11 protein-coding genes are annotated in these 13,255 nt (G+C 70.1%); 1 reads left to right on the plus strand and 10 read right to left on the minus strand.

Annotation, left to right across the window (positions count from 1 at the left end; all coding sequences use genetic code 11):
* Positions 1-134: 134 nt before the first annotated feature.
* The 10 genes from ACGFIR_RS29410 to ACGFIR_RS29455 form a co-directional block, all read right to left on the minus strand.
* Positions 135-863 carry a GntR family transcriptional regulator gene (locus ACGFIR_RS29410; RefSeq protein ID WP_393148482.1) on the minus strand — a complete coding sequence of 243 codons (729 nt, stop codon included), beginning with the start codon at positions 861-863 and terminating at the stop codon, positions 135-137.
* 145 nt (positions 864-1,008) lie between these two features.
* Positions 1,009-2,211 carry a dipeptidase gene (locus ACGFIR_RS29415; RefSeq protein ID WP_393008010.1) on the minus strand — a complete coding sequence of 401 codons (1,203 nt, stop codon included), beginning with the start codon at positions 2,209-2,211 and terminating at the stop codon, positions 1,009-1,011.
* A gap of 37 nt (positions 2,212-2,248) precedes the next feature.
* Positions 2,249-3,238, minus strand: coding sequence for an ABC transporter ATP-binding protein (locus tag ACGFIR_RS29420; protein ID WP_393008008.1), 990 nt, complete (start codon positions 3,236-3,238; stop codon positions 2,249-2,251).
* Entirely contained in the window at positions 3,222-4,205 is a 984-nt protein-coding gene (locus ACGFIR_RS29425) for an ABC transporter ATP-binding protein (protein ID WP_393008006.1), read from the minus strand. The genes ACGFIR_RS29420 and ACGFIR_RS29425 overlap by 17 nt, the downstream gene beginning before the upstream one ends.
* A complete protein-coding gene (locus ACGFIR_RS29430) occupies positions 4,202-5,038 on the minus strand; it encodes an alpha/beta fold hydrolase (RefSeq protein ID WP_393008004.1) in 837 nt (278 codons plus the stop codon). Before ACGFIR_RS29430 ends, ACGFIR_RS29425 begins: the two co-directional genes overlap by 4 nt.
* Positions 5,035-6,216 (minus strand): M24 family metallopeptidase, encoded by a 1,182-nt coding sequence (locus tag ACGFIR_RS29435; RefSeq protein WP_393148484.1) that lies wholly within the window; start codon positions 6,214-6,216, stop codon positions 5,035-5,037. The genes ACGFIR_RS29430 and ACGFIR_RS29435 overlap by 4 nt, the downstream gene beginning before the upstream one ends.
* A 2-nt stretch (positions 6,217-6,218) precedes the next feature.
* Positions 6,219-7,103: an ABC transporter permease gene (locus ACGFIR_RS29440; protein ID WP_357565194.1), complete on the minus strand. Its 885-nt coding sequence runs from the start codon at positions 7,101-7,103 to the stop codon at positions 6,219-6,221.
* A 184-nt stretch (positions 7,104-7,287) separates the two neighbouring features.
* Positions 7,288-8,241 (minus strand): ABC transporter permease, encoded by a 954-nt coding sequence (locus ACGFIR_RS29445; protein WP_393007999.1) that lies wholly within the window; start codon positions 8,239-8,241, stop codon positions 7,288-7,290.
* A 30-nt stretch (positions 8,242-8,271) separates the two neighbouring features.
* Entirely contained in the window at positions 8,272-9,909 is a 1,638-nt protein-coding gene (locus tag ACGFIR_RS29450; protein ID WP_393007997.1) for an ABC transporter substrate-binding protein, read from the minus strand.
* Positions 9,906-11,120, minus strand: coding sequence for a dipeptidase (locus tag ACGFIR_RS29455; protein ID WP_393007995.1), 1,215 nt, complete (start codon positions 11,118-11,120; stop codon positions 9,906-9,908). Before ACGFIR_RS29455 ends, ACGFIR_RS29450 begins: the two co-directional genes overlap by 4 nt.
* Positions 11,121-11,476: 356 nt before the next feature.
* Here ACGFIR_RS29455 and ACGFIR_RS29460 point away from each other — a divergent pair, with 356 nt between their 5' ends.
* Positions 11,477-13,087, plus strand: coding sequence for an RICIN domain-containing protein (locus ACGFIR_RS29460; protein ID WP_393148487.1), 1,611 nt, complete (start codon positions 11,477-11,479; stop codon positions 13,085-13,087).
* Positions 13,088-13,255: the final 168 nt, after the last annotated feature.

Here is a 13,255-nt window from a genome sequence, read left to right on the forward strand (position 1 = left end):
CGCCGTTACCTTATTTCCGGGCGGCCGGCGCGCCGGTCCATTCCCGGCACACACGCCGACCGCCGTCCCACTGACGCCGGAACCGGTGCGCCACGGCGACCGGGCCCGGCAGCCACGCCAGCGGGCCGGGTTGATCAGCCGCCCCGGCTGATCCGCAGGGTCAACACGTCCGTACGTACCGTGATGTGGCCGTGGAAGAGCGCCACGTCCCGGGCGCTGTAACCGATCTGGGTGGCGCTGATCAGCGGATGCCCGGCCGACACCCCGAGCCGGGCCGTCGCCACCTCGTCGGCGAGCACGGCGGCGAACTCGATCTCGGCCCGGCGCACCGGCATGCCGGTCGCGCTGGCCAGGAACTCGAACATGTCCAGGTCGATACTGACCAGGCCGGACGGGTCCAGGTCGTGCCCGGCGACGTGCAGCGGCAGGTGGTCGCAGATCCACACCGCCGGGACCTCGTCGACGGCGAAGAGCCGGTCGACCCTCCACACCGGATCGCCCGGGGCCAGGCCGAGCACCTCGGCGCAGTCGGCCGGGCAGGTGGCCCGGCTGACCTTGGCGTCGGTGAGGGCGGGACGGTGACCGGAGGCGGTGATCCGGTCCCGCAGGGCGGTGACGTCGCCGAGCGACACCGGCACCCGGCCGGCCGACTCGTGCACGAACGTGCCGATGCCCCAGGTGCGCTTCACCACGCCCTCGGCGGCGAGTTGGCCGAGGACCTCGCGGACGGTGGCCCGGCTGACCTCCAGCAGATCGGCCAGCTCACGCTCGTTGGGCAGCTTGTCCCCGGGCCGGAACTCGCTGCCGATCAGCTCCATCAGCCGACTCTGTGCGGTCTGGAGCGCGGTCTCACGCCGAGCCATCCACCTTCACCTCTTCGCTCCGCGCCGCGCCGCTGCGGCGGTACGGAGTGTAGTAGTAGTCGTCGCGCGGGCCAGGGCGAGAGGGGCGGTGCACTCCCCTCCGCGCCGCCGGCCCGGCGGCCCGGGAGCCACGGCCCCGCCCAGGTCACCAGACCTGTTCGAGCACCCGGATGGTGTTGCCCCCGATGACCTTGGCGATCTCGTCGTCGGAGTAGTCGTGCTTGACCAGCCAGCCGACGATGTTGCCGAAGGCCTCGCCCGGGTTCTCCACGCCCGCCACGTACTCCACCCGGGGGTGCTCCGGCCGGTTTCCGGCGTCGTGCGCGTAGTTGCCGGCGTACGTGTTGTGCACCCCGACGTGGTCGCCGAACATGGTGTCCGGGCCGAACGTGACGTGGTCGATCCCGACCAGGTCGACGCAGTACCGGAAGTGGTCCATGACCGACTCGATCGAGTGGTGCTTGTGCGCCTCGGAGAGGGTGGTGTGCGGCGCGGCCTCGATGCCGATCACCCCGCCCCGCTCGGCGCAGGCCCGGATCACCTCGTCCGGCTTCATCCGGGAGGTGTCCCAGACCGCGCGGGCACCGGCGTGGGTGATGAGGACCGGCACCCGGCTGGCCTCGATCACGTCGAGGCAGGTCTGGTCGCCGGAGTGCGAGATGTCGATGGCGATGCCGAGCTTGTTCATCCGGTCCACCGCGCGCCGACCGAAGTGGGTCAGCCCGCCGTCGTGCCTCTCGGAGAGGCCGCCGCCGAGCATGTTCGCCTGGCTGTACGCGATGCCGAGCTGCCGGACGCCGAAGCCGTACAGGATGTCGATCCGGTCCAGCTCGTTCTCGATCGGGCTGCTGCACTCCAGCCCGGCGACCAGGGCCAGTCGGCCGTCCCGCTTGGCCGCGTGGATGTCGGCCAGCGAGGTCGCCAGGAACACGTGGTCCTGCTTGTAGAGGTCACTCAGCCGCATGCCGAGGGCGTAGACCAGGTCGTTCCACTTCCAGCCGTTCTCGCTGGTGACGCAGGACGCCCCGGCCATGAAGTTGTCGAACACGGCGGTCAGCCCGGACCGGGCCAGCCCTTCGTAACCCGTACGCTGGCGGGCGGTGCGGTTGTAGGCGCGCAGCTCACGGACGTCCTCGGGAAGGACGACCGGGTGCTCGTGCAGCGAGACGGCGATCTGCTCGGTCAGCAGCCGGGTGACCCGCTGCCGCTGCGCGTCGGTCAGGCCGAGGTCGTGCTCCGGCACCCGGCCGATCTCCTCGGCCAGGGCGAACACCCGGTAGTCCGAGTGCGGCTCCAGGTACGAGTACGACCGGTGTCCCTGGTACCGCGGTGCGGGGTTCTGCAGCAAGGCTCACTCACTCCTCAGTGGAACGGCGTCGGGCGCGTCACGCGGCCAACGGGTAGTGACAGGCGACCGGGTGTTCCGCGCCCGCCAGCGGTGGTTCGGTGGTGGCGCAGGCGTCCGTGGCCTGCCAGCAGCGGGTGCGGAACCGGCAGCCGGACGGCGGGTCGACCGGGCTCGGCGGGTCGCCGGCGAGCAGGATCCGCTTCCGCTCGACCCGCCGGGCCGGCTCCGGCACCGGGACCGCCGACAGCAGCGCCTTCGTGTACGGGTGGCGGGGCTGGTCGTACAGCGGCGCGCCGGGGCCGGTCTCGACCAGCTTGCCGAGGTACATGACCGCGACCCGGTCGGAGATGTGCCGCACCACCGACAGGTCGTGGGCGATGAAGACGTACGCCACGCCCAACTCCTCCTGGAGCCGCTCCAGCAGGTTGACCACCTGGGCCTGGACGGAGACGTCGAGCGCGGAGACCGGTTCGTCGCAGACGATCACGTCGGGTTGCAGGGCGAGCGCCCGGGCGATGCCGATCCGCTGGCGCTGACCGCCGGAGAACTGGTGCGGGTAGCGGTCCAGGTGCAGGCTGGCGTCCAGGCCGACCAGGTCGAGCAGCTCCCGGATCCGGTCCAACCGGCGGGCCTTGGGCAGCACGTCGGGGTGGATCTCGTACGGCTGGAGCAGGATCTCCCGGACGGTGCGGCGCGGGTTGAGCGACGTGTACGGGTCCTGGAGCACGATCTGGATCCGGCGGCGCAGCGCGCGCAGCTCCCGGCCCCGGGCCTGGTGCACCACCGCGTCGCCGAAGCGCACCTCGCCGGCGGTGGGCCGCTCCAGCCCGACCAGCATCCGGGCCAGCGTGCTCTTGCCGCAGCCGGACTCGCCGACCACACCGAGGGTCTCCCCCCGGCGCAGGTCGAAGGAGACCCCGTCGACGGCCTTGACCACGCCGCCGCTGCGCAGCGGCACCCGGCCCTTGACCGGGAAGTGCTTGACCAGGTTGTCGACCCGGAGCACGACGTCATCGCTGGGTGGCATGCAGCACCTCCGCGTGGTGGTGGCAGGCGCTGGCGCGGCCGGCGGACAGCGGTTCCAGCGCGGGCCGCGCCGTCCGGCACTCGTCGGTGACCCGGTGGCAGCGCAGGTGGAAGGGGCAGCCGGCGGGCAGCCGGGCGGGGTTGGGCGGGGCGCCCGGGATGGCGTAGAGCTGCTCGTCGCGGCGGTCCACCCGGGGCATCGAGGCGAGCAGGCCCTCGGTGTACGGGTGGGCCGGGCCGTCGAAGATCTGCTCGACGGTGCCCCGCTCGACGATCCGCCCCGCGTACATCACGGCCACGTCGTCGGCCACCTCGGCCACCACACCCAGGTCGTGGGTGATCAGCAGCAGGCCCATCCCGCTGTCCCGCTGGATCTCCGCGATCAGCTCCATGACCTGTGCCTGGACGGTCACGTCCAGGGCGGTGGTGGGCTCGTCGGCGATCAGCAGGTCCGGTTCCAGCGAGATGGCCAACGCGATCATGATGCGCTGGCGCATACCGCCGGAGAACTGGTGCGGGTAGTCGCGGATCCGGTCCTTGGCGGCCGGGATGCGGACCCGGTCGACCAGTTCGATGGCCCGGCGACGGGCGTCGGCCCTGGACATGCCCCGGCGGACCCGGAGCACCTCCTCGATCTGGTGTCCGACGGTGAAGACCGGGTTGAGCGCCGCCATCGCGTCCTGGAAGACCATGCCGATCTCTTCGCCGCTGATCCGTTCACGCTGCCTGCGGGGCAGGGTGAGCAGCTCCCGGCCGCGCAGCTGGACCGAGCCAGTGATCTTGGCTGGCGGCGTCTCGAGGATGCCCATCACCGCCTGCGCGGTGACGCTCTTGCCGGAGCCGGACTCGCCGAGGATGGCCAGCGTCTGTCCGGAGTCGACCTGGAGCGACACCCCGTTGACCGCGTTGACCGGCCCGCTCGGGCCGGGGAACGCGACCCGCAGGTCGGCGATCTCCAACAGGGTCATCGCAACACTCCGGCTCTGCCGAGGAAGTCCCGGACCACCCGCTGGAACTTCTCCGGCTCCTCCAACTGCGGCGAGTGGCCGGACTCCTCGAAGACGACCAGCTCGCTGTTCGGGATCAGGTCCGCGATGACCTGCGACGCCTGCACCGGGGTACGCCAGTCGTGCCGGCCCACGGTGATCAGGGTCGGACAGGTGATCGAGGGCAGCTTCGGCTTGAGGTCGTACGTGGGCATGTTCTGCCCGAAGGCCGCGTTGTGGGTCCGGTAGTGGAACCGGGTGGCGGCCAGCTTCGCCTCGTCCTTGGCCGGGTCGTGCTGGTGGTCGTAGAGCGGCAGGATCGCCCGCCAGTACTCGCGCAGCTGCTCGTTGCTCTCGAACCGGCCGGTGCCGATCCGGTCGATGACCCACTCCGGAATCACCGAGCGGTCGGTGTTGCGGGCCCGCTCGACCGCCAGGTAGTCGTACGCGGTGTCCGCCGCGGTGTCCCGCAGCACCAGCGCGGAGACCCGGTCCGGGTGGGCGACGGCGTATTCCAGGGAGATGAACCCGCCGTACGAGCCGCCGGCCATCACGATCTTCTCGTAGCCGAAGTGCTCCCGGATCGCGTCCACGTCGGCCACCCACTGCTCGTGGGTGAACGGCTCGTCGTCGCTGGACTCGCCGGAGCCCCGGGCGTCGAAGACGATGACCCGCATCCGGTCGGAGAACGGACCGAACGAGCGCTTCGGCTCGTTGCGCGAGCCCAGGCCGGGCGCGCCGTGATGCACGATCATCGCCGGCGCGTCGGTCGGGCCGAACGCCTCGACGACCAGTTCCGCTCCGTTGATTCTCATCGGACCCCCTCGATCACGTTGGATGCCAGGTCGCGCGGGTAGCTGGTGAGCCGGCGCGGGCCGGCCTCCTGCACCAGGACCGTGTCGGAAATGCGGTAGCCGGCGTGGCCGGGCACGTAGACGCCGGGCTCGCTGGAGAGCAGCATCCCGGGGGCGAGCACGGTGTCGTCGCCGTCCTCGACCCAGGGCGCCTCGTGGTTCTGCAAGCCGATGCCGTGCCCCTGCCGGTGCCGGATGTGGTCGCCCAGCCCGTGCTCACGCAGCACGTCCAGGCAGATCTTGTTGACCTCGGCGCAGGTCCGCCCGGCGACCATCGCCTGGGTGCCCACCTCCTGCGCCTCCCGGTCGGCCTCGTAGTAGCGCACCTGCTCGGCGGTGGGCTCACCGATGATGAAGGTGCGTTCGCTCTCCACGAACCGGCTGGCCACCGCCGCGCCGAGGGAGAGGATCAGCGTGTCGCCCGGCTGGATCCGCCGGCGGGTCGGCAGGCCGTGCGGCAGGGCCGAGTTCGGGCCGGCGTAGACCAAGCCGCCGGCCAGCTTCGTGGTGTAGACGACCAGGTCGTACTCGGCGTACATCCGGTCGGTGCCGTACCCGATCACGTGCCGGGCGATCTCGTCCTCGCGCGGCAGCGGTCCCCCGCTGACCAGCGCCTCCTCGATCAGCGCCCGGCCGGCGCCGAGCATCTCGTCGCAGATCCGCGCGGCGGCCTCGTGGAACGGAATCTCCTCGGGGAACTTGCGCAGCCGCAGCTTCGCCACCGCGTCGGTGGTCTCCAGGGTCGCCCCGGCGATGGCCCGGGACAGCGCCCGGAACGCGCCGACCGACACCCCGGCGCCCACCCCGATCCGGCGGACCGCGCCGCCGGGGCGGGACAGTGCCGAGGCGAGCGTCTGCTCGGCGGTGACCACGCCCGGGAACTCGAAGTAGCTGACAAGCGGGATGGTCACGCCCTGCTGGGCGGCGTACTCCTCGTCGAGACGCGGGATGACCAGCAGCGGTTCTCCCTTGCGCGGCATCCAGAGGTACACCGGACGCTCGGTGGCGATGTAGAAGAAGCCGCTCAGGAAGGCGACGTCCGCCGGGGACGTGGCCAGGAAGCCGTCCAGGCCACGCTCGTCGAGCGTCTCGTTGAGCCGGCTCCGGACGCTGGTGTAGAAGCTTTCGGGCAGTCGCATGGTCAGCCTCCGTTGCGGCGGGGGTCACGGGTGTCGTTGAACCGCGTTCCGGCGAGGGTCGCCGCGAGCACCAGCAGCAGGATCGCCAGCGACGGGAAGAGGGTCTGCCACCAGGCGATCGCGATCGTGCCGCTGCGCTGGGCGTTGAGCAGGATGCGGCCCCAGGACCAGGCGTCCGGGTCGCCGAGGCCGAGGAAGCTGAGGCCGGCTTCGGAGATCACCGCGCGGGAGGCGGTGAGCAGCACGCTGACGATCATCAGCGAGACGACCGCGGGCAGGATCTCCCGGGTGACGATCCGCCAGCCGGTGGCACCGAGCACCCGGGCCCCGTCGATGTAGGGCATCGCGCTGATCACCAGGCCCTGGGACCGGATCAACCGGGCCACCTCGGGCCAGGCGAAGAAGCCGATGATCAGCGTCAGGGTCCCGACGCTGGGGTTGACCACCGCGGCCAACATGATCATCAGCGGCAGGGTGGGCAGCGCCAGCATCACGTCGGTGATCACCGTGGCGACCGCGTCGATCGGCCGGAAGTAGGCCGCGGCCAGGCCGATCGCGGTACCCAGCACAATCGCGATCAACGACGCCGCCAGGCCGATCACCAAACTGGTCCGGGTGCCCCAGACCACCTGGGCGAAGATGTCCTGCCCGAGGTCGTCGGTGCCGAACCAGTGCGCGCCGGACGGGGACTGCAACACGTCCGGGCCGGCGCCGCTGGGCTCGTCGGCGATCAGCGGCGCGAACAGCGCCATCAACACCATCACGACCAGCACCAGCACCGACAGCGCCGCGGTGGGCTGCCGCAGGTAGGCGTACCAGGAGGACCGCGTGGTCGCGGCCGGGGCGACCGGCGGAATCGCCTGCTCGGTCAGCACGGGGGCGCTCACGGCACCCTCCCTTCAGTGGTGGCGGTGAACGGGTCCGGGCGGCGCGCCCCGGCCGGGGCGCTCGCGGTGTCTGCCGTGTTCGCGACTGCGGGGCTCCGCTCCGCCGCGCTCCTCGCGCTCACGGTGATGTCTGTGTTCGCGACTGCGGGGCTCCGCTCCGCTGCGCTCCTCGCGCTCACGGGCGTCACAGCCGGATCCGGGGGTTGAGGACCGCGTAGAGCATGTCGGTCAGCGCGTTGGCGAAGACCACGGTGACGGCGAGCATGATGAACGCGCCCTGGATCACCGGGTAGTCCTGCTGGCCGACCGCCTCGTAGATCAGTCGCCCGACGCCGGGGTAGGCGAAGACGGTCTCGGTGAGCACCGCGCCGCCGACCAGGGTGCCCAACTGCAGACCCATCAGGGTCAGCGCGGGCAGGATCGCGTTACGCAGACCGTGCTTCCAGACCCGGCGCCGCGCCGACAGGCCACGGGCCTGGGCGGCCCGGATGTAGTCCTCACCGAGGACCTCGATCATGTTGGTCCGCAGGGTCAACGCGTACGGGCCGAGCTGCACCAGAACCAGTGACAGCACCGGCAGCACCAGGTGGTGGGCCAGGCTCAGGTAGGCCGCCGCGCCCTGGGTGTCCGGGTCGATCGCCCCACCGATCGGGAACCAGCCGAGGTTGGCCCCGAAGAAGACCAGCAGCAGGATGGCGACACTCGGCACGAAGAGCGCATTCGCGCTGATGCCGAAACCCTGGAGCATGCGGTCCATCAGCTTGCCGCGGTGCACCGCGGCGGTCACACCGACCGGGATACCGACGGCGATGGTCAGCACGAACGCCGCGCCGGCGAGCAGCAGCGTCCAGGGCAGCCGGTCGACGATGATGTCGGTTACCGGCTGGATCTGCCGGAAGGAGATGCCCAGGTTGCCCTGGAGCAACTCCCGCAGGTACGACACGTACTGCTCCCACAACGGCCGGTCCAGGCCGTACGTCTTGAGCAGTGCCGCCTGCATCTCCGGCGTCATGTCCCCTTCGACCATGAGGGTCGTGGGGTCCCCCGGCAGAAGCCGGAGCAGGAAGAAGGTCGAAGTGATCGCGATCCACACGGTCAGGACGGCCTTCAGTGCTCGGCTGAGCATGAAACGCAACACGGGGGACCCCTCCTTTCCCTCAGGTTCGGGTTACTTGACCGGAGTGACCTGGGCCAGCGAGTACGCGGTGACCATGCCGAGCAGGTCCGACGGCGACGGAACGAAGCCGGTGAACTTGCTGGCGTTGTAGGCGAACTGGAAGTTCTCCACGTACAGCGGGGTCAGGTACGCCTGCTCGTGCACGACCTTGTCAAGGTTCTTGATCTTGGTCTTGAACGCCTCCGGGTCGGTGGTGCCGGCCGCGTCGTTGATCAGCGCGTCGATCTCGTCCGACTCGAGCAGGTTGTAGTTGATGCCACCCGGGTTGCTGGACAGGTAGGTGCTGCGCAGCTGGTCCATCGGGTTGTCGAAGACACCCCACTGCGAGGCGTCGATGTCGTACTCGCCGTTCTTGGTGCGGGTGAGGAAGGTGTTCCGCTCCACGCACTCGTTCTCCAGCTTGATGCCGGCCTGGGCCGCGCTCTCGCGGAAGAGCTGCACCACGCGGGTGATGTTCGCGTTGGACTGGTCGCACGCCACGCCGAGGTTCAGGTTGTCGAAGAAGCCGTCGTTGTTGGCGTCCTTGTAGCCGGCCGCGCTCAGCTTGGCCTTCGCGCCCGCCGGGTCGAACGGGTACGGCTGGATCTCGGTGTTGTCGTACTCGGAGAAGATCGGCGAGATCGGACCGGCCATCTGCTGGCCGTCACCCTGGAGCACGGCCGAGATGATCGACTTGGTGTCGATCGACATCGACAGCGCCTGCCGGACCTCCTGCTTGGCCAGGTCCTTGTTCTTCATGTTGTAGGTCAGGTGCGCGAAGCCCAGCGCGCCGACCTTCTCCAGCTTGATCTTCTCGTCGTTCTCGAAGGTCTTCGCCGCCGAGACCGGCACCGGGGTGCCCATCATGTCGATGTCGCCGTTGCGCAGCGCCAGCATCATGGTGTTCACGTCCGGGTAGACGCGGTACTCGACCTGGCTGACCGCCGCCTTGCCCCCGGGCGCGAGCGGGTAGTTCTCGTTGCGCTTCATGACGTAGCGCTGGCCCTTGGTGATGCTCTCGAGCACGAACGGGCCGGCCCCGACCCAGTTCGAGTCGTTGGCGAACTTCGACAGGTCGCCGGCCGGCTCGAAGATGTGCTTGGGCACGATCGACATCCAGAAGCCGACGCCCTCGGCGAACGGCGCGTACGGCTGGGACAGCTTGAACTTCACCGTGGTCGCGTCCGGCGCCTCGATCGACTCGACCCAGGTCAGCTTGGCCGCGACGTTGCCCAGCTTGTACTTCATGATCATTTCGGCGCTGAACTTGACGTCCTCGGCGACCACCGGCTTGCCGTCGGTCCACTTGAAGTCGTCCCGCAGCGTGAACACGGCGGTCTTTCCGCCGTCCTCGTACTCGTACTTCTCGGCCAGCTCCGGCGCCTTCTTGGCGTTCTCGTCGATCCGCAGCAGGTGCGGGTACATCGCGTTGAGGATCCAGGAGTCGGTCTTGCTGAGCGACTGGAGCGGGTTGAAGTTGGAGACGTCGGTGGTGGTGCCGATGCGCAGCACCGAGGTGTCACCGGACGTGTTGCCGGAGGACGAGTTGCCCTCGTTGAGGCCGCAGCCGGCCAGGCTGATCGCAGCCACCGCGCCGATCGCGGCGGCGATCCGCCAGCGGCCGGGGCGGCGGGTGTTGTACGTGCTCACCAAACCTCCTGAAGAACCCGAATGATGTTGCCGCCGATGACCTTGGCGATCTCGTCGTCGGAGTAGTCGTGCTTGACCAGCCAGCCGACGATGTTGCTGAAGCACTCCGCTGGGTTCTCCATGCCGGAGACGTAAGGCACGCGGGGGTGGTCCACCACGCCGTGCGCCTGTCCGATCGCCAGGTGCTGGGTGAAACTGTCGTGCAGCCCGACGTGGTCACCGAAGTTGGTGTCGGGACCGAAAGCGACGTGGTCGATGCCGACCAGGTCGACGCAGTAGGTGAAGTGGTCCATCACCGACTCGATCGAGTGGTGCGGATGGTCGGCCGACAGGGTGGTGTGCGGGGCGGCCTCGATGCCGATCACGCCGCCGCGCTCGGCGCAGGCGCGGATCACCTCGTCCGACTTCATCCGCGGCGTGTTCCACACCGCCCGCGCCCCCGCGTGGGTGATGAAGACCGGCACCCGGCTCGCCTCGACGACCTCCAGCGACGTCCGGTCACCGGAGTGCGACACGTCGATGGCGATGCCCAGCTTGTTCATCCGGTCCACCGCCCGCCGGCCGAAGTGGGTCAGCCCACCGTCGGCCCGCTCGGACAGGCCGCTGCCGAGCATGTTCGCCTGGCTGTAGGCGATGCCCATCTGCCGGACGCCGAAGCCGTACAGGATGTCGATCCGGTCCAGCTCGTTCTCGATCATCGTGGCGGCTTCCAGGCCGGCGACCAGCGCGAGCCGCCCCTCCCGCTTGGCCGCGAAGATCTGCTCCAGGGTGGTCGCCACCACCACGTAGTCCTGCTTCGCGACGTCGGCGAAGCGCAGGCCGATGTCGTAGATGACGTCGTCCCACTTCCAGGCGTGCTCGCTCGTGACGCAGCCCGTGCCGTTCATGAAGTTGTCGAACACGGCGGTCATCCCGGAGCGGGCGAGCCCTTCGAAGCCGAAGGAGTTGCGGCCGGTCCGGTTGTAGTCGCGCAGCTGCGAGACGTCCGCCGGGAGGATCTTCGGGTGTTCGTGCAGCGAGATGGCCACGTGTTCGCGCAGCAGCCGGGAGACCCGGCCGCGCTGCTCGTCGGTCAGGCCGAGGTCGTGCTCGGGTACCCGGCCGAGCTGCGGTGCCAGCTCGAAGACCTTGTAGTCGACCCGGGGCTCCAGGTAGTCGAACGAGCGGTATCCGTCGTAGCGGGGAGAAAGTTCCTGCACGTGCCAGCTCACCTCGCAGCTCAGAGGTATGAGGATGGAGGTCTGACCTCCTGCCTCGCACAGTAGGGCGAGGTGAACCTCCGTGGGAATCCCCCGTGACCCGACCGTTACCCGCACTCCCCCGTTCGGCCGACGCCGACAGGCGACGGCCGGGTGGCCAGACCGGCACTCACCAGCCAGGACACGCCACACGCACTCCGCACGCGCAGGCCAGCCACCGGCGATCAGGACGCGAGTCAAGATCTTCCTCAGTCCTGAAGGAAAGCGCTTACCATGACCTATGGAATAGATGCGGATGGATCAGCAGGGCACGCCGAGACAGCCCGACCACGCCATCCGCCCACCGGACAGCTCTCCGAAGGAGCCCGATGACACCCACCACCACCAGACCCCTCCACCGCCGGCGGCTCCCGCTGGTGGCCACGGCCGTCCTGGCGCTCGTCGGCGCCGCCGTGGCCGTCGCCCCCCGGCCCGCCGCGGCGGCCACGGTCGACCCCGGCGCCAGCTACGTCCTCGTCAACCGGCACAGCGGCAAGGCCATGGACCTGTGGGGCTGGTCCACCGCCGACGGCGCGCCCGTCAACCAGTACGCCCGCAACGACCTGGCCGTGCAGCAGTGGCGCTTCGTCGACGTGGGCGGCGGCTACCACCAGATCCGCTCGATGCACAGCGGCAAGGTCCTGGAGCTACCCAACGCCGAGGACGGGGTCCAACTCGTCCAGAACACCGCCGCCAGCGGCAACACCCGTCAGCACTTCCGGCTCGCCGACTCCGCCGGCGGGTACGTCCGCCTCGTGAACCGGCACTCGAACAAGGCCCTCGACGTGTGGCAGTGGTCCACCGCGGACGGCGCGATGATCTCGCAGTATCAGGATCTCGACGGCGCCAACCAGCAGTGGCAGCTGATCACCGTCGGCTCCGGGGGCACCGGCTGCGGCAGCGGCGCGTTCCAGGCCGAGGCGGTGCTCAGCGGCGGCACGTGGACCGCCCGCAACGGCGGCACCACGGTGTACACCGGCAGCGACATGCGCGCCGCCGTCCAGGCCGCCGTAAACAGCCTCAGCGCCGGGCGCACCAGCAAGCAACGGGTCGTCGTACGGGGCTCCGGCTCGATGAGCGCCGGGTCGCGGATCAGCCTGCCGAGCTACACCGCGATCGACGTGTGCGGCACCATCAACGTCACCGGCTCGGGCAGCGGCGACCAGGCGCCGATCTACTCCCGCGGCACCAGCCACGTCGAGGTCGGGCACCTCACCGTCACCGGGACGCCGCTCTACGGGATCTTCCTGCGCAACGTCACGGACGTCGTCCTCGGCCGGATCGACATGCGGCTCGGCGGCGGGCTCGGGATCCGGATCGACAACCGCGGGGACACCAGCCAGTGGACCCGCAACGTCCGGATCGACACCGCGTACGTCTCCGGCGCCAGCTCCCACGCGGTCGAGACGTACGGCGTGGACGGGCTGACCATCGGCACCGTGACGGCGCGCAACGTGGGCGAGTCGGGCCTGCTGCTCAACCAGACCGTCAACGCCACGGTCACCACCGTCGACGCCGAGAACGCCGGCGCCGGCACCGGGTACGCGGCCTTCCGGATGGCCAACCGCAACGGGCGCATCGGCTCCGGCTACCCGACCAACGTCCGGGTGGGCACCGTCCGGGCGCGCGGCGGCGGCCGGGGGATCTTCTGCGTCTCCGAGTCCGGCGGCGCCGCCATCGACCGGGTGGACATCGCCGACACCGGCAACAACGCGATCCTGATCGAGAACTGCCAGAACGTGGACATCGCGGCCGGCGGGGGCACGGTCAGCGGCGGCGGTGAGGTGCGACTGGCCGAGCGCAGCGAGTTCCCCGGCAACCGGGACATCTCCCTGCGCAACTTCACGCTGGTGGACAGCCGGATCGTGGAGAACCCCTGCGCGGACAACCTGACCATCAGCAACGTGCGCCTGAGCAACTCGACGATCACCCGCTGCTGACCGGCCGGCCCCGGCACGGCCCCGCAGGGGCCCGGCAGTCCGTACGGTGTCACCCCGGCGCGCTGGAACCCGGCGCCGGATGGTCGAACGGGGCGCGGCCGCCGCGAGGGCGGGCGCGCCCCGTTCTACCGTCCGGACGGGTCCGACCCCGAGGGGGGCGGGGCCGCC

Source organism: Micromonospora sp. NPDC049051, from assembly GCF_043197575.1.
Taxonomy (GTDB): domain Bacteria; phylum Actinomycetota; class Actinomycetes; order Mycobacteriales; family Micromonosporaceae; genus Micromonospora.

Bases quoted from the DNA above. Each gene is read 5' to 3' on its own strand.
- ACGFIR_RS29420 (WP_393008008.1), bottom strand. From the start codon at position 3,238: ATGCCACCCAGCGATGACGTCGTGCTCCGGGTCGACAACCTGGTCAAG.
- ACGFIR_RS29410 (WP_393148482.1), bottom strand. From the start codon at position 863: ATGGCTCGGCGTGAGACCGCGCTCCAGACCGCACAGAGTCGGCTGATG.
- ACGFIR_RS29460 (WP_393148487.1), top strand. From the start codon at position 11,477: ATGACACCCACCACCACCAGACCCCTCCACCGCCGGCGGCTCCCGCTG.
- ACGFIR_RS29430 (WP_393008004.1), bottom strand. From the start codon at position 5,038: ATGAGAATCAACGGAGCGGAACTGGTCGTCGAGGCGTTCGGCCCGACC.
- ACGFIR_RS29435 (WP_393148484.1), bottom strand. From the start codon at position 6,216: ATGCGACTGCCCGAAAGCTTCTACACCAGCGTCCGGAGCCGGCTCAAC.
- ACGFIR_RS29425 (WP_393008006.1), bottom strand. From the start codon at position 4,205: ATGACCCTGTTGGAGATCGCCGACCTGCGGGTCGCGTTCCCCGGCCCG.